At 70.0% G+C, this 20,585-nt stretch carries 22 protein-coding genes; 7 read left to right on the plus strand and 15 right to left on the minus strand.

The features are described from left to right. Window positions 1-148: 148 nt before the first annotated feature. On the minus strand, window positions 149-1,042 hold the full coding sequence (locus tag QH270_RS27745; protein ID WP_348537691.1) for an NAD(P)-dependent oxidoreductase: 894 nt from the start codon (window positions 1,040-1,042) through the stop codon (window positions 149-151). Between the two features lie 50 nt (window positions 1,043-1,092). Between QH270_RS27745 and QH270_RS27750 the strand changes: the two genes are divergently transcribed. Then, a complete protein-coding gene (locus tag QH270_RS27750; RefSeq protein ID WP_280220268.1) occupies window positions 1,093-1,449 on the plus strand; it encodes a winged helix-turn-helix transcriptional regulator in 357 nt (118 codons plus the stop codon). An 18-nt stretch (window positions 1,450-1,467) separates the two neighbouring features. Here the strand turns inward: QH270_RS27750 and QH270_RS27755 are convergent, their stop codons facing one another. Both QH270_RS27755 and QH270_RS27760 read right to left on the minus strand, forming a co-directional pair. Further along, window positions 1,468-2,304, minus strand: coding sequence for a phosphoribosylaminoimidazolesuccinocarboxamide synthase (locus tag QH270_RS27755; RefSeq protein ID WP_280347000.1), 837 nt, complete (start codon window positions 2,302-2,304; stop codon window positions 1,468-1,470). Between the two features lie 148 nt (window positions 2,305-2,452). Then, window positions 2,453-3,409: a GlxA family transcriptional regulator gene (locus QH270_RS27760; RefSeq protein ID WP_280347001.1), complete on the minus strand. Its 957-nt coding sequence runs from the start codon at window positions 3,407-3,409 to the stop codon at window positions 2,453-2,455. Window positions 3,410-3,479: 70 nt separating this feature from the next. Between QH270_RS27760 and QH270_RS27765 the strand changes: the two genes are divergently transcribed. From QH270_RS27765 to QH270_RS27785, 5 genes are all read left to right on the plus strand, one after another. Next, entirely contained in the window at window positions 3,480-4,427 is a 948-nt protein-coding gene (locus QH270_RS27765; RefSeq protein WP_280347002.1) for an NADP-dependent oxidoreductase, read from the plus strand. 296 nt (window positions 4,428-4,723) lie between these two features. Next, window positions 4,724-7,315 (plus strand): aminopeptidase N, encoded by a 2,592-nt coding sequence (pepN, locus tag QH270_RS27770; protein WP_280347003.1) that lies wholly within the window; start codon window positions 4,724-4,726, stop codon window positions 7,313-7,315. Window positions 7,316-7,375: 60 nt separating this feature from the next. Next, window positions 7,376-7,525, plus strand: a complete 150-nt coding sequence (locus QH270_RS27775) for a hypothetical protein (protein ID WP_280347004.1) — start codon at window positions 7,376-7,378, stop codon at window positions 7,523-7,525. Window positions 7,526-7,636: 111 nt separating this feature from the next. Then, on the plus strand, window positions 7,637-8,242 hold the full coding sequence (locus QH270_RS27780) for a ClpP family protease (RefSeq protein WP_280347005.1): 606 nt from the start codon (window positions 7,637-7,639) through the stop codon (window positions 8,240-8,242). 37 nt (window positions 8,243-8,279) lie between these two features. Next, window positions 8,280-8,870 carry a ClpP family protease gene (locus tag QH270_RS27785; protein ID WP_110039472.1) on the plus strand — a complete coding sequence of 197 codons (591 nt, stop codon included), beginning with the start codon at window positions 8,280-8,282 and terminating at the stop codon, window positions 8,868-8,870. A gap of 14 nt (window positions 8,871-8,884) precedes the next feature. Here QH270_RS27785 and QH270_RS27790 read toward each other — a convergent pair whose 3' ends face one another. Genes QH270_RS27790 through QH270_RS27800 form a run of 3 tightly spaced genes read right to left on the minus strand, consistent with a single transcriptional unit; the run spans window position 8,885 to window position 12,149 of the window. Beyond that, the gene (locus QH270_RS27790) at window positions 8,885-9,721 is read right to left on the minus strand and encodes an SDR family oxidoreductase (protein WP_280347006.1); all 837 of its coding nucleotides are present in this window, start codon (window positions 9,719-9,721) and stop codon (window positions 8,885-8,887) included. Next, entirely contained in the window at window positions 9,718-11,199 is a 1,482-nt protein-coding gene (locus tag QH270_RS27795; protein ID WP_280347007.1) for a flavin-containing monooxygenase, read from the minus strand. Before QH270_RS27795 ends, QH270_RS27790 begins: the two co-directional genes overlap by 4 nt. After that, a complete protein-coding gene (locus QH270_RS27800) occupies window positions 11,196-12,149 on the minus strand; it encodes a patatin-like phospholipase family protein (protein WP_280347008.1) in 954 nt (317 codons plus the stop codon). The genes QH270_RS27795 and QH270_RS27800 overlap by 4 nt, the downstream gene beginning before the upstream one ends. 69 nt (window positions 12,150-12,218) lie before the next feature. Between QH270_RS27800 and QH270_RS27805 the strand changes: the two genes are divergently transcribed. Then, window positions 12,219-12,809 carry a TetR/AcrR family transcriptional regulator gene (locus QH270_RS27805; protein WP_280347040.1) on the plus strand — a complete coding sequence of 197 codons (591 nt, stop codon included), beginning with the start codon at window positions 12,219-12,221 and terminating at the stop codon, window positions 12,807-12,809. 11 nt (window positions 12,810-12,820) lie between these two features. On the opposite strand, the gene QH270_RS27810 is transcribed toward QH270_RS27805, so the two are convergent. The 9 genes from QH270_RS27810 to QH270_RS27850 form a co-directional block, all read right to left on the minus strand. Next, on the minus strand, window positions 12,821-13,222 hold the full coding sequence (locus QH270_RS27810; RefSeq protein ID WP_280347009.1) for a helix-turn-helix domain-containing protein: 402 nt from the start codon (window positions 13,220-13,222) through the stop codon (window positions 12,821-12,823). A 62-nt stretch (window positions 13,223-13,284) separates the two neighbouring features. Then, window positions 13,285-14,496: an alpha/beta hydrolase family protein gene (locus QH270_RS27815; RefSeq protein ID WP_280347010.1), complete on the minus strand. Its 1,212-nt coding sequence runs from the start codon at window positions 14,494-14,496 to the stop codon at window positions 13,285-13,287. An 87-nt stretch (window positions 14,497-14,583) separates the two neighbouring features. After that, window positions 14,584-15,450 (minus strand): alpha/beta fold hydrolase, encoded by an 867-nt coding sequence (locus tag QH270_RS27820; RefSeq protein WP_280347011.1) that lies wholly within the window; start codon window positions 15,448-15,450, stop codon window positions 14,584-14,586. 31 nt (window positions 15,451-15,481) lie between these two features. Next, a complete protein-coding gene (locus tag QH270_RS27825; RefSeq protein WP_280347012.1) occupies window positions 15,482-16,627 on the minus strand; it encodes an MFS transporter in 1,146 nt (381 codons plus the stop codon). Between the two features lie 81 nt (window positions 16,628-16,708). Beyond that, on the minus strand, window positions 16,709-17,332 hold the full coding sequence (locus tag QH270_RS27830; protein ID WP_280347013.1) for a pyridoxamine 5'-phosphate oxidase family protein: 624 nt from the start codon (window positions 17,330-17,332) through the stop codon (window positions 16,709-16,711). Window positions 17,333-17,493: 161 nt separating this feature from the next. Next, on the minus strand, window positions 17,494-17,958 hold the full coding sequence (locus QH270_RS27835) for a DUF5130 domain-containing protein (protein WP_280347014.1): 465 nt from the start codon (window positions 17,956-17,958) through the stop codon (window positions 17,494-17,496). Next, entirely contained in the window at window positions 17,945-18,220 is a 276-nt protein-coding gene (gene ctaJ / locus QH270_RS27840) for an aa3-type cytochrome oxidase subunit CtaJ (RefSeq protein WP_280347015.1), read from the minus strand. Before ctaJ ends, QH270_RS27835 begins: the two co-directional genes overlap by 14 nt. A 73-nt stretch (window positions 18,221-18,293) precedes the next feature. Next, window positions 18,294-19,898 (minus strand): glycoside hydrolase family 13 protein, encoded by a 1,605-nt coding sequence (locus QH270_RS27845; protein ID WP_280347016.1) that lies wholly within the window; start codon window positions 19,896-19,898, stop codon window positions 18,294-18,296. Between the two features lie 229 nt (window positions 19,899-20,127). Further along, window positions 20,128-20,541 carry a globin gene (locus QH270_RS27850; protein ID WP_232997298.1) on the minus strand — a complete coding sequence of 138 codons (414 nt, stop codon included), beginning with the start codon at window positions 20,539-20,541 and terminating at the stop codon, window positions 20,128-20,130. Between the last annotated feature and the right edge of the window lie 44 nt (window positions 20,542-20,585).

The following is a 20,585-nucleotide window of genomic DNA, read 5'->3' on the forward strand; positions in this document are numbered from 1 at the left end:
GCCAGAACGCGTCCTTGCCCCTGGTCCGCGCCTGCTCGGACTGCACACCGACATTCTGGGCGAGCAGATAGGTCGCCGCCACCGCGACCGGCGACAACACCACCAGCACCACCGCGAGCGCGATCACCGCACCGCGCGTCCGCGCGCCTCACAGTCCGGTGAGCGCCCGGCGCAGCACCCCGAAAAGCTCGGTGGGGTTGCCGGATTCGACCGCCGCCTTGTCGATCAGATCGACGGCGGCGGCGGTGAACTCGTGACTCTGTTCCTGCACGTACTGCTCGGGAGTGTCGATGCCGACGGAGAACTGGGCGAGCATCCCGGTCATCGCCCGCAGGAAAGGGGCCATCAGCTCGGCGAGGCGGGCCGCCGAACCGCCGGTGCTGCGCACCATCTTGCCGCCCTGCTCGAACGCCGCGAACATCGCGTACATGCCGCCGAGGATCGAGACGTCGTACATGGCCGCCGCGCCGAGGTCGGTGCCGACGAACTCGGCCCCGCCGAACAGTTCGAGCACCTGCCGGTAGCGCTCGAACTCCGCCTGCGCACCGCTGTAGAGCACGAACGCGCCGGCCGTCCCGATCATCGCGGGAACGGCCATGATGCCGCCGTCGAGCAACGCGATGTCGTACTCCCGCGCCCAGCGACCGAGGCCGCGCGCCTGTTCCGGGGTGGTAGTGGTCAGATTCACCACGGTGCGGCCGCCGAGGCGGGCCGCCGCGGGCTCGAGGTGTTCGCGCACGGAGGCGTCGTCGAGCAGGCACAGGATCACCAGGTCGGCCGCGGTCAGTGCCTCCTCCGCGGTCGCGGCGGCCACGGCGCCCGCACCCACCAGCGCCTCGGCCTTGGCGGCGGTGCGGTTCCACACCGTCACCTGATGGCCGCCCGCGAGCAGCGCCTTGGCCAGCGCGGTGCCCATCGCGCCGAGACCGAGCACCGAAACCCGCTGTGCCGTCGCAGAGTTGGTCATGTTTCCCCTTGGTTCGAAGCTCTCGCCGCCGGTCGGCGACACACTCCTAGATTCGCCGGTAGCGCTACACTGCACAAGAACCGACAAAAAAGTCGGATACTCACCAAAAAGTAAGTAAGGCGAACATGAGGCAGCGAGAGCGTCCGTATTCCTGCGGTATCGATGCCGCGCTCGACGTGGTCGGCGGCAAGTGGAAGGCGCTGATCCTGTGGGCCCTGTCCACCGGCACCCAGCGCTTCGGCGACCTGAAACGGCTGGTGCCGGGGGTCACCGAGAAGATGCTGATCCAACAGCTGCGCGAGCTCGAGCACGACGGCATCATCCACCGCGAGGTCTATCCGCAGGTGCCACCGAAGGTGGAGTACTCACTCACCGAACTGGGCGTCTCGCTCAACGCCGCGCTGGCCACGCTCGGCCAGTGGGGCAACCAGCACATGGACCACATCTGCGCGGTCAAAGACGTTCCCGCGCCCGTCCATTGAGGGGCGCGGGAACGGGCGTCACGCCTGGATGCCCACCCAGGTATTGCCGGTGATGCGCTCGTAGGCCTCTTCGTACTTGCGGCGGGTCGCCTCGACCACGTCGGCGGGGATCTCCGGGCCGGGGTATTCCTTGTTCCAGCCGGTGGAGGTCGACCAGTCGCGCACGAACTGCTTGTCGAAGGAGCGCTGGGCGCGGCCCGGCTCCCACTCGTCGGCGGGCCAGAAGCGCGAGGAGTCGGAGGTGAGCACCTCGTCGCCGAGGGTGAGAACGTCACCGTCCCAGCCGAATTCGACCTTGGTGTCGGCGACGATCACACCCGCCTTCGCCGCGTGCTCGGCGCCGCGCGAGTAGATCTCGAGGGTGCGGTCGCGCAGCTGCTCGGCCACCTCGCGGCCTTCCTGGTTCACCACGTCGGCGAAGCTGATCGCCTCGTCGTGTCCCTCGGCCGCCTTGGTGGACGGGGTGAAGATCGGTTCGGGCAGCTTGTCGCCGTCGCGCAGGCCCGGCGGCAGCGCGATGCCGGAGACGGTGCCCGACTGCTGGTACTCCTTGAGCCCCGACCCGGTGAGGTAGCCGCGCGCGATGCACTCGACCTGCACCATCTTCAGCGGCTTGACCCGGATGCCACGGCCCGCGAACTCGGCGGGCACGTCGGTGGCCGAGACCACGTGGTTCGGGATGCCGGTGAAGTACTCGAACCACCAGTTCGACAGCTGGGTGAGCAGCGCGCCCTTCTCCGGGATCGGCGTCGGCAGCACCACGTCGTAGACCGAGACGCGGTCCGACGCGACGAGCAGCAGGGTGTCGCCGTCCTCGTAGAGGTCACGAACTTTCCCGGCGTGCACATGCTTCAACGTCGAGCCTCCGAATCCTGGGTGGGCACATTTCCTCGGTAGGCACTGTACCGGCCGGACCCGGTCTCGAATTCGACCTGGTCATCGCGACGCGAGGCCGGTCACATTCCGGTGCGGGTTCCGACGTGACGGCGCACGGCCGCGCCGGTCAGGCGCTCACGCGCTCGGCGTCGGCCACGCGGAAGGTGCGGCGGTAGGCCAGCGGCGCCACCCCGACCGCGACCTGGAAGTGCTGGCGCAGCGAGGTTCCGGTGGCGAAACCGACCCGGCTCGCGATCTGTTCGACCGACAGGTCGCTGGCCTCGAGCAGATGCCTGGCCCTGGCCACCCGCTGCTGGGTGAGCCAGCGGCCGGGGCTCATGCCCACCTCGTCACCGAATCGGCGCGCGAAGGTGCGCTGACTCATCCGCGCGTGCGCCGCCAGCTCGGCCATGGTCAGCGGCAGTTCGAGGTGTTCCAGCGCCCAGTGCCGGGTCGCGGCGGTGCTCGCGGCGGCGGGATCGGGGACGGGATGGTCGATGTACTGAGCCTGCCCACCTTCGCGCCACGGCGGCACCACACAGCGGCGCGCCACCTGGTTGGCCACGGCGCTGCCGTGATCGGCGCGCACGATGTGCAGGCACAGGTCGATCCCGGAGGCCGCGCCCGCGGAGGTCAGCACGTCGCCGTCGTCGACGAACAGCACGTCGGGGTCGAGGTGGACCCGCGGAAAGTGCCGCCGGAAGGTGTCGGCGAGTCGCCAGTGCGTGGTCGCCGGGCGCCCGTCGAGCAGTCCCGCCGCGGCGAGCACGAACGCGCCGGTGCAGATGGACACGATCCGGGTGCCGGGCCGGATCCACGCGAGCGCGGCCCGGGTCGTCTCGCCGAGCCCGGCCTTTGCCTCGGCGATGTCACTGGCGGGCAGCACCACGGTGTCGGCGGTCGCCAGCAGTTCCGGACCGTGCTCGACGGCGATCCGGAAGTCGGCGCAGGTCCGCACCGGCCCGCCGTCGACGGAGCAGGTCAGGACCTCATAGCGATCCTCGAGCATGCCGAAGATGCGCTGCGGAGTGCCCAGTTCGAACGGATATACGCCGTCGAGCGCGAGAACCACCACACGATGCATGGCACGATCCTATCGGATGATGACATTCATGCCATTTCCTTGGCGGCCGCGTCCCGGCACCGTGAACGGCATGACCGAAACCATGCGCGCCATCAGTCAGGACACCCTCGGCGGACCCGAGGTCCTGCGCGAAGTCGAACTCCCCCGCCCCGAACCCGGCCCGAGCCAGCTCCTGGTCCGGGTGCACGCGGCGGGCCTCAACCCGACCGACTGGAAGCACCGGGCCCTCCCCGGATTGTTCCTGCCCGCACCGCCTTTCGTGCTCGGCTGGGACGTGTCCGGCGTGGTCGAGGCCGTCGGATTCGGTGTCACCCTGTTCGCGCCCGGCGACGAGGTGTTCGGGATGCTGCCGTATCCGCACGGGCACGGCTCGCTGGCCGAGTACGTCACCGGGCCCGCGCGCGCGTTCGCCCACAAGCCCGCGAATGTCGACCACATCGTGGCCGGGGCGGCCCCGCTGGCCGCCCTCACCGCGTACCAGGCGTTGGTCGACACCGCCGATATCCAACCCGGACAGCGCGTGCTGATCCACGCGGCCGCCGGCGGGGTGGGGCACCTGGCGGTGCAGATCGCGAAGTCGCGGGGCGCGTACGTGATCGGCACGGCGAGCGCGCCCAAGCACGACCACTTGCGCGCGCTCGGCGCCGACGAGCTGATCGACTACCGGACGGTGGACTTCGCCGAGGCGGTGCGCGAGGTGGACGTGGTGCTCGACACCCTCGGCGCGGAGAACTGCCGCCGCTCCCTGCCGACGCTGCGTTCCGGCGGCCTGCTCGTGAGCATTCTGGCGCGCCAGGAGGCCGAGCTGATCGCCCTCGCCGCCGAGCGCGGCATCCGCTTCGCGTCGCTGCTCGTCGAGGCCGATCACGAAGGGATGCGAGCGGTGGCGGGCCTGCTCGAATCGGGCGCGCTCACCCCGACGATCGCCGGAGTGTTCCCCATAGCCGAGGCAGCCGAGGCGCACGCGCTCGGCGAGACGGATCGCACGCTCGGAAAACTGGTGGTCGCCGTGCACTGAGTAGGGCCGTCGTCATCCCGGCGGCTCGGAGCCACCGCGGTCACGGTGCCGCCGGGTCAGCGGCCACGGGTGCGCCGTGCGCGGCAGCGCCACCCTGCGATGCCGTCGCCCGGAATCGGGCGACCTGCGGGGCGCCGGAGTAGACGCTCACCGCGCCGGTGTCCGCCGCCGGCGGCACCCGGCGGAAACTCGTGAGCGGCCCGCGACGGCAGGTGGCATTGTGGACGCTGACGCGCGCGCCGGTGGAGCACCGGGGCGCCGAAGTGTGCCGTGTTCGTCGACGACGAAGGAGATCTATGTCCGCCCCGAATCTCACCCGCGACCAGGCGGTCGAACGCGCGGCCACGGTGGCCGTGCAGAACTACCGGATCGAACTCGACCTCACCGACCAGCCGCGCGGCGCCGGTTCGGAGGTGTCGGACACCTTCGGTTCCAAGACCACCGTCACCTTCACCGCCACCCCCGGCGCGAGCACGTTCATCGACCTGGTCGCATCGCGCGTCCGCTCGGCCGTGCTCAACGGCACCCCGCTGGATGTGAGCGGCTACGACGAGTCGACCGGCATCGCGCTGCCCGACCTCGCCGCCACCAACGAGCTCGTCGTCGAAGCCGATTGCGCGTACTCGCACACCGGCGAGGGCCTGCACCGCTTCGTCGACCCGGCCGACGACGAGGTGTACCTGTACTCGCAGTTCGAGACCGCCGACGCCAAGCGGATGTTCGCCTGCTTCGACCAGCCCGACCTCAAGGCCACCTTCGACGTCGTGGCGACCGCGCCCGGCGACTGGCAGGTCGTGTCCAACGGGGCCACCGCCGAGGAACACAAGGTCGGCGCCGTGGTCCGGCACACCTTCGCCACCACGCCGAAGATGAGCACCTACCTGGTCGCGATGATCGCCGGTCCGTACGCGAAATGGACCGACGTGTACCGGGATTCGCACGGCGAGATCCCGCTCGGCCTGTTCTGCCGCGCCTCGCTGGCCGAGCACATGGACGCCGAGCGGCTGTTCACCGAGACCAAGCAGGGATTCGGCTTCTACCACGACAACTTCGGCGTGCCCTACGCCTTCGGCAAGTACGACCAGCTGTTCGTGCCCGAATTCAACGCGGGCGCGATGGAGAACGCGGGCGCGGTCACCTTCCTCGAGGACTACGTGTTCCGGTCCAAGGTGACCCGCGCCTCCTATGAGCGCCGCGCCGAGACCGTGCTGCACGAGATGGCGCACATGTGGTTCGGCGACCTGGTCACCATGAAGTGGTGGGACGACCTGTGGCTCAACGAGTCGTTCGCCACCTTCGCGTCGGTGCTGTGCCAGGCCGAGGCCACCGAATACACCAGCGCCTGGACGACGTTCGCCAATGTCGAGAAGTCCTGGGCCTACCGCCAGGATCAGCTGCCCTCGACCCACCCCATCGCCGCCGACATCCCCGACCTGCACGCGGTGGAGGTGAACTTCGACGGCATCACCTACGCCAAGGGCGCCAGCGTGCTCAAGCAGCTCGTCGCCTATGTGGGGCTGCAGCCGTTCCTGGCCGGCCTGCGCGACTACTTCGCCGAACACGCTTACGGCAACGCCACTTTCGACGATCTGCTGGCCGCACTGGAGAAGGCGTCGGGTCGCGACCTCTCGGATTGGGGTGCGCAGTGGCTCAAGACCACCGGCCTCAACATCCTGCGCCCCGACTTCCTCGTCGCCCCCGACGGCACGTTCTCGAGTTTCGCCGTGGTGCAGGAGGGCGCCGCGCCGGGTGCCGGTGAGCACCGCGTGCACCGGATCGCGGTCGGCGTGTACGACGATGTCGACGGCAAGCTGGTGCGCGCCAAGCGCGTGGAGATCGACCTGGACGCGACCGGGCGCACCGAGGTGCCCGAACTGGTCGGGGTGCCGCGGGGCCAGCTGGTGCTGGTGAACGACGACGACCTCACCTACTGCTCGCTGCGTCTGGACCCCGATTCGCTCGAGGTCGCCGTCCAGCGCATCGGTGACATCGCCGACTCGCTGCCGCGCACCCTGGCCTGGTCGGCGGCCTGGGAGATGACCCGCCAGGCCGAGCTGAAGGCCCGCGATTTCGTCGCGCTGGTGCAGCGCGGCATCGGCACCGAGTCCGAGATCGGCGTGGTGCAGCGGCTGCTGATGCAGGCCGCCACCGCCATCTCGAGCTACGCCGATCCGGTGTGGGCCGAGCAGGAGGGGTGGCCCGGTTTCGCCGACCGGCTGCTGGAACTGGCCCGCGGCGCGGTGCCGGGCTCGGATCATCAGCTCGCCTTCGTCAACGCGCTCACCGGCGCCAAGCTCGAGCCACGCCACACCGGCGCGCTGGCCCAGCTGCTCGACGGCGATCCGGCCTCGGCCGGCCTGGCCGGGCTCACCGTGGACACGGATCTGCGCTGGCGCATCGTCACCGCGCTGGCGGCGGCCGGGCAGATCGATGCCGATGGCGTCGACTCTCCGACCATCGACGCCGAGCTTTCCGGTGACCCGACCGCGGCGGGCAAGCGGCAGGCGGCCGCCGCCTCGACCGCGCGCCCGATCGCCGAGGTGAAGGCGCAGGCCTGGCAGACCGTGATGGGCGACGACTCGGTCCCCAACATCACCGCCCGCGCCATCGTCGGCGGCTTCGCCCCGGTCGGTCAGGGCGAGCTGCTGGCGCCGTACGTCGACAGGTACTTCGCCGAGATCCCCGCCGTGTGGGAGCGCCGCTCGAGCGAGGTGGCCCAGACCGTGGTCGTCGGCCTGTACCCGCACTGGGCGATCAGCGAGGACGCCGTCGCCAAGGCCGACGAGTTCCTCGCCGGCGACCACCCGCCGGCCCTGTACCGCCTGGTCTCGGAGGGACGCGCCGGGATCGAACGCTCGCTGCGCGCACGGGAATTCGACGCCAAGTAGGCGCTCGCAAAACGATGGCCCCGATCTCCCCGGATCGGGGCCATCGGCCGTTTCGCCGATGTGCGGCCCAGCACTTTCGCCACGGCGACCTCGGAGGTCAGCCTCCCGCTGCTGGCGGGCCCGGTGACGCGATTGCTCGCCGAGCCGCTCATCGGCAGGGTCTTCGGGCAGATCCTCGACAAGTGCGCCGGGGACCTCGCCACGCGTTGATCCGACCGAACGGCGCCACGCGGCCATCGCGGCGCCGTTCGCTGCTGTGAGCGGATCCGCCCAGGGCAGCAAAGCGCGCGAAACACGGTGCGGGCGAGGCACCGTGGAGTCATGGCACACGACGACAAGACTCCGATGTTCAGCTGGCGGGCACGCGAGCAGCTGTTCGGCCGCCGGATCCTGGTCCTGGACGGCGCACTCGACGACGACAACGGCACCCTGCTCATCACCCAGATGCTCACCCTGGCCGCCCAGTCACCGGAGGCGGGGATCTCGCTGTGGATCCACTCCCCCGGCGGCTCGGTGCCCTCGATGCTCGCGATCCGCGACGTGATGCGGCTCGTCCCGTGCGAGGTGTCCACCCTCGCGCTCGGATTGGCGTGCAGCGCCGGGCAATTCCTGCTGTCCTCGGGCACGCCGGGCCGCCGCTACGCGATGCCGCACGCCCGCATCCTCATGCACCAGGGCTCGGCGGGGATCGGCGGCAGCGCCGTCGAGGTCGAGGTGCAGGCCGACGACCTGCGCTACACCGTCGACACCGTGCTCGGCCTGATCGCCGCCGACACCGGTCAGCCGTTCGAGCGCGTCTACGAGGACTCCCTGCACGATCGCTGGTTCACCGCGGCCCAGGCCAAGGAATACGGCTTCATCGACCACATCGTCGAGTCGTTCGACCAGGTGATCCCCAACCGCCACCGCATCGGCATCTCGGCGTGAAACCCGGTGCCGCACCCCTGATCCGGACGGAGCTCCGATGACCAGCTACACCATCCCGAACGTCGTGTCCCAGCATCGCGGCGGCGAACGCATCACCGACATCTACTCGCATCTGCTGAGCGAGCGCATCGTCTACCTGGGCACCCCCATCGACTCCGGGGTCGCCAACGCGCTCATCGCCCAGCTGCTGCACCTGGAATCGGACAGTCCCGGCCAGCCGATCAGCCTCTACATCAACTGCGAGGGCGGCGACCTGTCGGCCATGCTCGCCGTCTACGACACCATGAGCTTCATCAAGGCCCCGGTGCACACGACCTGCGTCGGGCAGGCGATCGCGGTCGGCGCGGTGCTGCTGGCCGGTGGCGCGGCGGGGCACCGATCGATGCTGCCGCACACCCGGATCGTGTTGCACCAGCCCGCGACTCGCGGCCAGGGCACCATTCCCGATCTGATCCTGCAGGCGGACGAGATCGTCCGGATGCGCGCGGCCATCGAGGCGATCCTGTCCAAGCACACCGGTCAGACGCCCGAGACGCTGCGCCGCGACACCGACCGCGACCGGGTTTTCACCGCCGAGACCGCGCTCGAATACGGTCTCGTCGACCAGGTGCTCCACGAGCGGGAGTGAGGATCAGCTCGAGCTCACTGCTTTTCGATGCGGTCGAGGTAGACGCGACGCACCGTGTCGTCGACCCGGGTGATCGCGGCGTCGTCGTGGGCGGCCTTGCGGACGACCTTCAGCAGCGACTCCGGCACCAGTCCCGCCGCGTTCGCCATGAGCCCGACGTACCCGGGGACCGCGGTCTCGGCCGCCCTGGTCTTCACGGTGCGCACCACCGCGTCGGCGATGTCCTCGGGATCGACGGCGGGCAGTATGCCGTAGTCGATGCCCGAGCTGAGTTCGGTACGCACCGCCGAGGGCAGCACCGCGCTCACGCTCACGCCGGTCTCGTCCAGCTCCAGGCGGGTCGCCGCGGTGAGCCCGACCACGGCGTACTTGCTGGCGTTGTACACGGCCAGGCCTTTGATCGGGAACTTGCCCGCCAGCGAGGCGACGTTCACGACGTGGCCGCGACCACGCTCGACCATGCCCGGCAGCGCCAGCCGCATCCCGTGGATCACGCCGTACACGTTGACATCCATGGTGAGCTGGTCGATCCGGTCCGACTGCGCGAGGAAGGCGCCGTTGGGCATCACGCCGGCGTTGTTCACCAGCACGTCGAGCGGGCGGCCGCGCCACCGCGCGGCGGCGTCGAGAAACGCCGCGTACGAGGACTTGTCGGTGACATCGAGGGCGTGCCCCATGGCCCGGTCGCCGAGGTCGGCGGCGGCCCGCACGGCCAGTGCCTCATCGAGGTCGCCGAGCGCGACGTGGGCCCCCTCGGCGACGAAGGCGCGCGCGGTGGCCAGCCCGATTCCGCGCGCGGCGCCGGTGATCGCGACCAGCGCGCCGTTCAGATCGATCCGTGGATAGCTCATGCGGTGACCGCCATCTCGTCGTCGTGGGTGATCGTGAAATCGGTGGGATCGAAGGCACTGACCCGGCGGGTCAGCTCGCCGGTCGACCACGGCCAGCTGAAACTGTTGCGGCCGTTGGCATCCAGGTAGTAGCTCTGGCAGCCGCCCGCGTTGTAGACGGTGCCTTGCAGCGCCTCCTGCACCTGCTCGACGTAGCGGGCCTGCACCTCGGGCCGCACCTCCAGGATCGCCCAGCCCTCGCGCCGGGCGCGGGCGATCGCCGAAACCAGGAAGTCGACCTGGGCCTCGAGAATCGCGAAGGCCGAGGAGTGCCCGGTGCCGAGGCTGGGACCGAGCACGGTGAACGCGTTCGGGAAACCGGTGGTGACGGTGCCGAGGTAGGCCTCGGGCGAGCCCTGCCAGTGTTCGGCCATGGTCCGGCCGTCGGCGCCGCGCACGATATCGGCCAGCGGCGTGTCCAGGATGTGGAACCCGGTGCCGAGGATGACGGCGTCGACCTCGGCGCCGGTCCCGTCGGCGCCGATCACCGTGCTGCCGCGGAATTCGGCGACGGCGGTGGCGTGCACGTCGACGTTGTCCTTCGTCAGCGACTGGAGATAGCTGTTGGAGAACAGGATCCGCTTGCAGCCGAGCAGATAGTCGGGGGTCAGTTTGGCGCGCAACGCCGGATCACGCACCACCGCGCGCAGATACGCCGAGCCGACGGTCTGTACGGTCTGCATCAGCGGGCGCGGGTTGCGGAAGGCCACGCCGAGGCCCTCCATCAGGGCGTACTCCACCGAGCGCAAGGCCTTGTGCGCGAACGGCAGCCGCCGCATCACCCGCTTCTCGATGCGGGGCACCGGGTGGTCGAGCTTCGGCAGCACCCACTGCGCGGTGCGCTGGAACAGATGCAGCGCGGCGACCTCGGGCTGGATGGCAGGCACGAACTGCACCGCCGACGCGCCGGTCCCGACCACGGCGACCCGCTTGCCCCGCAGGTCGTAGTCGTGGTTCCAGCGCGCCGAATGGAACACCTCGCCGGGGAATTCGGCCAGGCCGGGGATGTCGGGGAAGCGCGGCTCGTTCCACGGGCCCGCCGCGGAGACGACGAAACGGGCCGTCAGCTCACCGTCGCTGGTGTCGAGGTGCCAGCGACGGGCGGCGTCGTCCCAGCGCGCGCCAAGCACCTCGACGCCGAACCGGGTGCGGTCGGCGAGCCCGTGCTCGCGGGCCACGCCGTCGACGTAGGCCAGGATCTCGGGCTGGGTCGCGAACAGCCGCGACCACTCGCTGTTGGGCGCGAACGAGAACGAGTACAGCCCCGACGGCACATCGCAGGCGCAGCCGGGATAGGTGTTGGCGCGCCAGGTGCCGCCGAAGGTCTCGGCCTTCTCCACGATCACGACGTCCTCGACGCCTGCCTCGGCGAGCTTGATCGCGGCGCAGATGCCCGAGATCCCCGCCCCGATCACGACCACTTCGTGGTGGCTGCTCATGCGTTCTCTCCTTCGCGAACGGACGCGCGGATCGCCTCGGCGACCCGGGCGGGGACGGCCCGGCGAGCCGCGGCCAAGCTGGCGGGGCGCCGGGTGGAGTCCATGAAATTGGGGCCCATCGCCGCGAGTTCGGCGGGGCCGGGTTCGATCCGGATCACGCGCGTGCCGGCCGCACGCAGCGCGGCCACCTCGGCGTCCAGACCCCTGGTCATCTGGGCACGCAGCAGCCGCTCGATGCGGCTCAGCCCGGTGGCGGGGGCGCCGCCCGCCGAGGTCATCGGGGCGACGACCACTACTTCGTCCAGTTCGAGCGGCACCAGCAGATCGGCGGACACCGACGAGACGGCGCCGCCGTCGACGAATTCGCGACCGTCGATCGGGACCGGCGGGAACCAGCCGGGAATCGCCCACGACGCCGCGATCGCCGACCCGAGGTCGACGTGCGGCGCCCGCGCCGAACCGAACGCGACCCGCTCGCCGGACCGCGCGTCGGCGGCCACCAGCCAGGTGGCCGGATGCTCGACCCAGCCACCACGCGGTGTCAGCGCGCGGCCGAAGGCACGCAGCCAGTTCGCGTCGCCGCGGCCCCTGGGCAGCACACCCGACAGCGCGGTGTAGACCGAGCCGCGCCGCACCCCGGCGCCGACCAGCCCGAGCCCGGGCAGACCGAGCCGCGGCACGGGCGGGATCGCACCGGGGTCGACCGACAGGTGCGCGGTGAGGACGGGATCGGCGGCCGGCGCGCCGTCGAGCGCGGCGAGCAGATCGCCGGGTGTGCGGCCCGCGCCGAGCGCGGCCACGATCTCGGCGCCCGCGGACGTCCCGATCAGCACCTCGGCCGAGCGGGCATCCCAGTGCAGCGCCTGCTCGACCGCGTCCAGGGCCACCGCCGTCCAGGCGAAGCCGAGGAGGCCACCGCATCCGATGGCGAGGCCACGTCGTGTAGTCATGATTCGGATACTAACGGTATTCGAATTCCAGCGGTACCCCGAATTTGCTAGACTTCCGCAGTGGCCCGGATGACACGTAAGGAGTCGCACGCACTCACCCGCGAGCGTTTGGTCGAGACCGCCAAGCGGCTCTTCCTCGCCGATGGCTACAACGTCACCTCGCTCGAGAAGGTGGCCACCGAGGCGGGCTTCTCCAAGGGCGCCGTCTACTCGAACTTCGCCACCAAACACGAGCTCGGCCTGGCCGTGATAGATGTCGTGCACGGCGAGCGGGCGGAATCGCTGGCCCAGGCGATCATGGCGAAGGACACGATGCCCGCGCGGATCGACGGTTTCGCCCGGTGGGCCGACGAGAACATCGGCGACGTGGGCTGGACCGCGCTCGAGGTCGAGTTCGCGACGAGCACCCGGCACCTGCCCGAGGTGCGCGCCGAACTGGCGACACGACGGCGGACCCTCACCGCCATGCTCGGTTCGCTGATCCAGCTGCAGGCCGACGAGATGGGCTTCGAGCTCCCGATTCCCGCCGAAGAAGCCGCGCTGCAACTGCTTTCACTCGGCATCGGTCTCGGTGTGCAGCGCGCGATCGACCCGGAGATGCCGGTGAGCGCGCTGGTCGACCTGCTGCGCGGACTCGTCGACGCGGTCCGCACCGGCTGAGCCGCGAGCGCTCAGGCGGCGAGCAGGACCGCGTTCGGGGCGGTGAAGTTCTGGACCTGAGCGGGCCGCACCTGCGGGCTCAGGCGCCGATCGCCGCCGAGGACCACAGCGCGGGCGGCGACCGGTCGCATCGACTCCGCGACCTGCGCGACCAACTCGCTCAGCGAGGTGCCGAGGGCACCGGCCAGGGCCGCGATCATCTCGCTCGACGGTTCCTTGCGGCCGCGCTCGACTTCGGACAGATACTGCGGGGAGATCCCCGCCCGCCCGGCGGTGTCGACCAGGGTCGAGCGCCGCTCCAGACGCAGGGCGCGCAGCCGCTCGCCGAGCGCCTCCCGCCAGAGTGGTTCGGGGCGCGACCGCCCGTCGCCGCGTCCGCCCGGAATCACCCGCAACCCGTTGTGCTCGCCCATACTGCGAGGGTAGGGACTCGCGTGCCGACACACCCGGTTCTTCTGCTGTCGGCGTAATCGCCTCAGCGGGCGATACCGAACCGGCTGTCGACCCAGCCGAGGGTGTCGGCGAAGGAGGCGGCGATGATCTCGCTGTGGTCGGTACCGTCGTATTTGCGGTAGTCCACCGTCTGGCCGCGCATCTGCTGTTCGGCGACCATCGCGTCGGTCGACTTCAGCGGCACCGTCACATCGTCGCGGCCCTGCAGGACCAGCACCGGCGCGGAGAACCGCACGCCGCTCGGGTCGTTGTCGTCGAGTACCCGCAGCAGGCCGGACAGGTCACCGTCCTTGGTGAACACCTCGCGCGTCGACAGCCCGCCCCACCTGCTCTGATCACGCAGCCCCGCGACGCATTCGGTGTCCGCGCTCGGCAGCAGCGCGACCGCGCGATCGGTGAGGAAACGGCGCGGATCGATGTCGGTGACGGTCTGCGCGCCGCGCACAAGCAGCGGCACGAACAGCGCGATGTCACCGGCGCCGAGCTTGCCGAGCGGGTTGGACACCGTCCACTTCGCCATCCGCACCTGTTCGGCGATGTGCGAGACCGGGGCCAGCGCGACCGCGCCGAGCAGCGGCGAATCCGGCGCCCAGGCTGTCGCCGCTCCGGCGGCGAACAGCGCCGCGTGGCCGCCCTGCGAGTGCCCCATCGCCACCCAGCGCGCACCGACGGACCTGTCGACTTCCCGTGCGGCCGTGGCCAGGTCGGCCATGGCCCGTTGCTCGGTCTCGCCGATCAGGTAGCCGTGGTTCCCCGGGGTGCCCAGACCCTGGTAGTCGGTCCTGGCCACCGCGTAGCCCTTGGCGACCCAGCGCGCCTGCTCGTCGATGCTCGGCGAGGACCCACTGGAGCGCGAGGGCGCGCACACGTCGGCGACCCCGCTGGTGCCCGGCGCCCAGGTGATCAGCGGCCAGCCACCGGCGGGCGGTGTGCCCTCCGGCACCGCGAGCGTCCCCGAGACCGCGACGGGCTTGCCCTGCGCGTCGACCGAGCGGTACAGCGTCAGGTGATTGCGCGCGCCGGGGATGGCCCGCGCGCCGGCCAGCGGCTGGCTGCGGATCACCGAACCATGCTGTCCCGGAATCGATTCCGCGGGCGGATCGTAGAAATCGGCCTGTGGCGTGCCGACCGCGACGCCGGCCGCGTCGGCCAGATCCTCGGCGCAGGCCGAACTGCTGAGCGCCAGGCACGCCACCGCGGCCGCCGTGATCACCCGGGCGATTCCTGTCCGCATGTTCCCCCCGTTACGCCGATAGACCGCCGATCAGGGTACTCGATGCCGTGACGGCCGGGCGTCGCGCGGACACCCGGCCGTCCCCGGTCAGCGCAGCACCCGGCCGAGGAATTCGCGGATGAGCGCGGCGATCTCCGGTCCGTGCGTCTCCAGGGCGAAGTGACCCGCGTCGAGCAGGTGCAGTTCCGCGTCGGGCAGATCACGCAGGTACGCGCGAGCACCGTCGGCGCCGAAGATCTCGTCGTGCTCGCCCCAGGTGATCAGCGTCGGCGGGCGGTGCTCGGCGAAGTACTTCTGGAACGCGGGATAGCCGTCGAGGTTGTTCTTGTAGTCGGCGAACAGCTGGAGCTGGATCTCCTTGTTGCCCGGACGGTCCAGGTACGCCTGATCCAGCGTCCAGGTGTCGGGGCTGATCAGCGCGCGCCGCTCGGCCGGAACACCGTGCGTGTACTGCCATGTCGTCGCGTCGAGGGTGAGCAGTTCGCGCACCGCAGGCTCGTGTGTGGCCCGATCGTTCGCGTGCGCGAACAGCACCTCCCAGAACGGGGTGAAGCCCTCCATATAGGCATTGCCGCTCTGGGTGACCAGAGCGGTGACCCGCTCGGGGTGGGCCGAGGCGATGCGCAGTCCGATGGGGGCGCCGTAGTCCTGGATGTAGAGCGCGAACCGGTCGACGCCGAGGTGGTCGAGCAGGGCGAGGGTGAGCTCGGTGAGATTGTCGAAGGTGTAGTCGAATTCGTCGACCGACGGCATCGCCGACTGGCCGAAGCCGAGGTGGTCGGGTGCGATCACGTGGTAATCGGCGGCGAGCTCGGGGATCAGCGCGCGGAACATGGCCGAGCTGGTCGGGAACCCGTGCAGCAGCACGATCGTCGGCGCGTTCGGGTCGCCTGCCTCCCGGTAGAACAGGGACTGCCCCTGGATCCGGACGGTGTTGTGGCGGACCTGGTTCATGATGGATCTCTCTTTCCGGTTGGGTGGTGCGTCAGACGGTGACCGGTTCGCGGTCGCGAACCGGGGAGACGAGGGCGGCGGCGATCACGGTGAACAGCAGCGCGAGCGCGAAGTAGCCGCGGTAGCCATCGGTGAGGGCGTGGACCAGGGTGGCCACGCCGAGTCCGGCGGCGGCGGAGAGCTGGTGGATCACCCAGGCCGGCGCCAGGGTGCGGCCCATGCGCGCGGGGTCCAGACCTCGCGACAGGATCGCCATGGTGAGCGGGATGACGGGGAACGAGGCGATGCCGAACAGCACGGCGACGAGCACCAACACCTCGGGTCCCGGCACGAACACCGCGGGCGCCAGCGCGACCAACCGCACCGCGTAGAGCACCCGCAGCAGGGACTCCGGCCGGTGGCTGCGCAGCAGGCGCACCATGGCCGCGGAGGTCAGACCGGCCGACAGCGCGGCCAGCGCGACGAGCCTGCCCGCGCCCGCCACCGACCACCCCTGTTCGACAGCGTGTTTCGGCAACATCAGCACCACGACGTAGAGGGTCGCGGCGTGGAAGCCGAACGACACCAGCACCTTCCACCGATCCGCCAGCGACTCCCCTACCCCCGCAGGGGAATTCGCTCGCTGATCGGTGGGCAGCAGCCGCCACAGCACCGCCGTCGCGGTCAGCCCGATCGCGCCGAGCAGGGCGAAGGTGCCGCGCACCCCGATCGGCTCGAACAGCGCTGTCGCCGCCCAGGGTGTGATCAGCTGCCCCAGGTTGATACCGATCGCGGCCCTCGCCATGGCAGGCCCGGCCTGCGCGCCGTGCGCCCGGCCGAGCAGGGTGGTGACGGTCAGTGTCGACGAGGCGGCGAAGCCGAGTCCGCCGAGCACCATGTAGGCGGCGACGAACTGCCAGGTCTGGGTGACCGTGGCCAGCGCCAGATAGCTGCCCGAGATCAGCGAGAGCCCGCCCACCAGCACGAGTTTGGGCCCGAACAGGTCGAGCAGCCTGCCGATGCCGTGCTGGGCGAGGCCCGTCACGGCGGTGCCGAGCGCGGCGGCCACCGCCAGCGCGGTCGTCGAGACACCGTAGGCCGCGGCGGTGGGCGCGAAGAACACGCCCATGGTGAAGTTCAAGCCGAAGGAGACGGTCATCGCCGCCAAGCCGGCCCAGGCAAGATGCTCGCGTCGCATCCCGTCACATCCTAACTATCTAAATAACTTTCAATGGTTAAAGGTGGGCATGTCTCGGCCACAGTTGAACCGAGTCAGCGGTCAGGGCCGGGCGATGTCCGTTCGCAGCCGCGCGTTCTCGGCTTCCAGCTCCGCGATCCGCGCACGCAGCACGTCAAGCGCTGCCGCGACGGCGGCCCGTGGATACAACGCGGGAATGTGCTGGCGGCAGTTCCAGTCGAAGGCCTCGACCTCGATCACCACCGCCCGCTCGACCTGCGCGCGATATCCGTCGACCGCCAGCGACGCGACCAGTTCCGGATCGTCGGCGGCCTCCACCACGCGCGCCCGCCCGAAGATCTTCATCCGCGCCTGGGCCGCATAGTCCATGAGGAACAGCGAGACACGGTTGTCGTGATCGAGATTGCCGCGGCTGATGTACTGCTTGTTGCCACGAAAGTCGGCGAAGGCGAGGGTACGCGGGTCGAGCACCCGCAGGAAACCCGGTGCGCCACCGCGATGCTGGATGTAGGGCCACCCGGTCTCGCCGACCGTCGCGAGGTAGAAGCTGTCCCGCGCGCCGACGAACGCCGCCTCGTCGGGCCCGAGCCGATCAGCCTCGGCGGGAACCTGAGCCATCCGCTCATAGCTGCGCAGACTGCCGTGCGCGCGCTGATGTTCGCGCACCAGCGGCGTGAACGCGACCTGCGCGTAGCGCCCGGTCATGCCGCACCGCCGGCGACGGGGAACGTCCTCATGTAACTGTTCATACCAGCTTTAAAGGTTAGAAGCGAGCGGATGATTCCCGATTTCCGAAATTCGTGCCGGGAAAGACGAACGGCGCGTTAACCTTAGAGGTGAACGCGCCGTTCGGCGAGAGAACGAACTTAGCGGCCGATCGAGGCCGCCATGACGCGGACGGCCGAGATCAAGCCGTCGATCAGGTTGCCCTGCCGGAACGAGGCCAGCGCGGCGGTGACGCCCAGCTGGCAGATCCGGTCGTTGGCGCGCTCGGCGACATTCGCGCCCGACCGCACCTCGATCGCGCCCTGGTTCGGAGAGACGGCGATGAGCACCGAGTCGGCGGCCTCCGGCGTGTTCGGCAGCAGCGCGTCGGCGCCGGTCGCCGGGTCGGCCCCGAGATCGCCGAGGTAGATGTTGAAGCGAACCTTGGTCGCACGGGTCGCGTCGGTGAGCGCGTTGTCGAGGGCGACGCGCTCCCGATCGGTGAAGGGCACCTCGTCGAAGACGGCGCCCGGCTCGTGCACACCCGAGACGCGTCCGCTGCTGGTCAGCGCGAATCCGTGCGGCAGGTCGGCCTCGACCACCGCGGGCCACTTAGAACTTGCCACTTGCCCGGCCTCCGATCAGCTCCGCGTTGGCGGCTTCGAGAGCCGCATGACTGCCATGCGACTCGGCGGTGTGGTGACCCGCGGAGGTCACCTCATCGGTAGCGCTCCACAGCACCGGCCGGTGGGTCCACTTCTGCCCGAGCGCGAAGTGGGCCGGCTTATCACCGGGAAATGGCTTACCGAGATAGGACAAACCCGCGATCGCGAAGTAGATCGCGGCCGGGATGCCGACGAAGATCAGCACTGTCTCGAGAATGCTCACGGTCCAACGGTAGACGATGCTGTGTAGTAGTTCATCCTCCGGTCACATCGAAGGCCCGCGTGTCCGCCCCGGTTCAGACCAGCCAGGCCGCCGCGTTCGCGGGCAACCGGTCGTCGGAGACGGGCGCGCTGGCCAGCAGCACCTCCCCCGGCGGCAACTGGATCGGCCCGTCGGAGGCATTGAGCACGCACACCAGCCCGCCCGGCCTGCGGAAGGCCAGGCACCCGTCGGGGCTGCCGTACCACTCGATTCGCGCACCGGCGAATTCCGGCCGGGTCCCCCGCAGGTCGATCGCCAGCCGGTACAGCGACAGCGTCGAATGCAGGGTCTCGAGCTGGGCTTCCACCGTGCGGTCGGCCCACTCGGCGGGGATCGGCAGCCACGAGCTCGCGCCGTCGGTGAACCCGAACGGCGCCTGCGTGCCCTCCCACGGCAGCGGCACCCGGCACCCGTCACGGCCGCGTTCGGTGTGCCCCGAGCGCTCCCACACCGGGTCGCGCAGGGCGTCCTCGGGCAGGTCGTCGACATTGGGCAGGCCGAGCTCGGCACCGTTGTAGAGGAAGACCGCGCCGGGCAGGGCCAGCTCGACCATCATCATCGCCCGCGCCCGCTCCATTCCCGTTCGGCCGCCGCCGTAGCGGGTGACCTCCCGTTCGATGTCGTGGTTCGACAGCGTCCAGGTCGGTGGCGCGCCGACGCCGCTGACGGCCTCGAGCGAATGTGTGATCGCCGCGCGGACACCGTCGGCGGTGAAGGGCGTCTCGGCCAGGCGGAAGTTGAACGCCAGGTGCAGCTCGTCGGGGCGCACGTATTCGCCGAAGCGGACGTTGTCGTCGACCCACACCTCACCGATCGACACCGCGTGCGGGTAGTCGTCGAGGACGGTGCGGATGCGGCGGTGGATGGCGTGCACGCCGGGATTGTTGAAGCGCGGATCGTCGTCGTCGTGCACCAGCATCTTGGTCTCGACCTTCGCCATGTCCGGCAGGCCCTCGGGCTTGGCCATGCCGTGCGCGACGTCGATCCGGAAGCCGTCGACGCCACGATCCAGCCAGAAGCGCAGCGTCTTCTCGAAATCGGCGGCGACCTCGGGATTGTCCCAGTTCAGGTCGGGCTGCTCGGGCGCGAAGATGTGCAGGTACCACTGGCCGGGCTCGCCGTCGGGCTCGGTCACCCTGGTCCAGGCCGGGCCGCCGAAGATGCTCGGCCAGTTGTTGGGCGGCTCGGCGCCGTCGGCGCCCTTGCCGTCGCGGAAGATGTAGCGCTGCCGCTCGGGGCTGCCCGGCGCGGCCTCCAGCGCCGCGGTGAACCACGGGTGCTCGACGCTGGTGTGGTTGGGCACCAGATCCATCGTCACCTTGATCTCGCGGTCGTGCGCCTCGGCGATCAGTTCGTCCAGCGCGGCCAGGCCACCGAACAGCGGGTCGATGTCACGCGGATCGGAGACGTCGTAGCCGCCGTCGGCCTGTGGCGAGCGCATCACCGGACAGATCCACAGCGCGTCGACGCCGAGTAACTCCAGGTATCCCATCTTCTCGCGTACCCCACCCAGATCGCCGATTCCGTCACCGTCGGAATCCGCGAACGAGCGTGGATAGACCTGATAGAACACGGCGGTTGTCCACCACGGAGCGGTGCTTGCTTCCCCCGGCACCGGCGAGGCAGGTGTCTGTGTCACACCCGCAATATTGCCAAAGATTGCCCGGGATATTCCTCCGGCGCGGGACTTTCTCGGAATCCGGCAAATTGTCAGCGTTTCGCCACACCGGACCGAAACGTCGCGGTAACTCCGATGACGGCCACGGCAGGGCCCCCACCTGCGGGTCAGCAGCGAACGCGGGGCACCCGCCCCCTCAGTCGGGTGTGTTCAGCAGGGAGGCCGCGAACGTGCGGTGCACTGCTGCGGATCAGCCGGGCGTGTTCTGGAGGGAGGCCGCGGCCATCTGGAAGTAGTCGAGCAGGGCCTTGCGGTGTTCGTCGTCGAGGACCGATGGTTCGATCTCGCCGATCGCGATCGTCATGCACCGCAACCACGCGTCACGCTCGAGCGGCCCGATGGCGAACGGGTGGTGGCGCATGCGCAGCCGAGGGTGCCCGCGCTCGTCGGAGTAGGTGCGTGGACCACCCCAGTACTGTTCGAGGAACATCCGCATCCGGCGCTCGGCCGGGCCGAGGTCTTCCTCCGGATACAGTGGACGCAGGATCTCGTCGGCCGCCACCTCGCGGTAGAACACCGAGACGAGACGACGGAACGTCTCGGCTCCGCCCACCGCTTCGTAGAACGAGGTCGCTGTCTGCTCACCGGAAGTCACAGGCTCCATTGTGCCTCGATGACGAGCGGGGTCGCCCTTCAGCCACAGTTCAC

It is taken from the genome of Nocardia neocaledoniensis (assembly GCF_029868625.1).
In the GTDB taxonomy this organism is placed as follows: Bacteria; Actinomycetota; Actinomycetes; order Mycobacteriales; family Mycobacteriaceae; genus Nocardia; species Nocardia neocaledoniensis_A.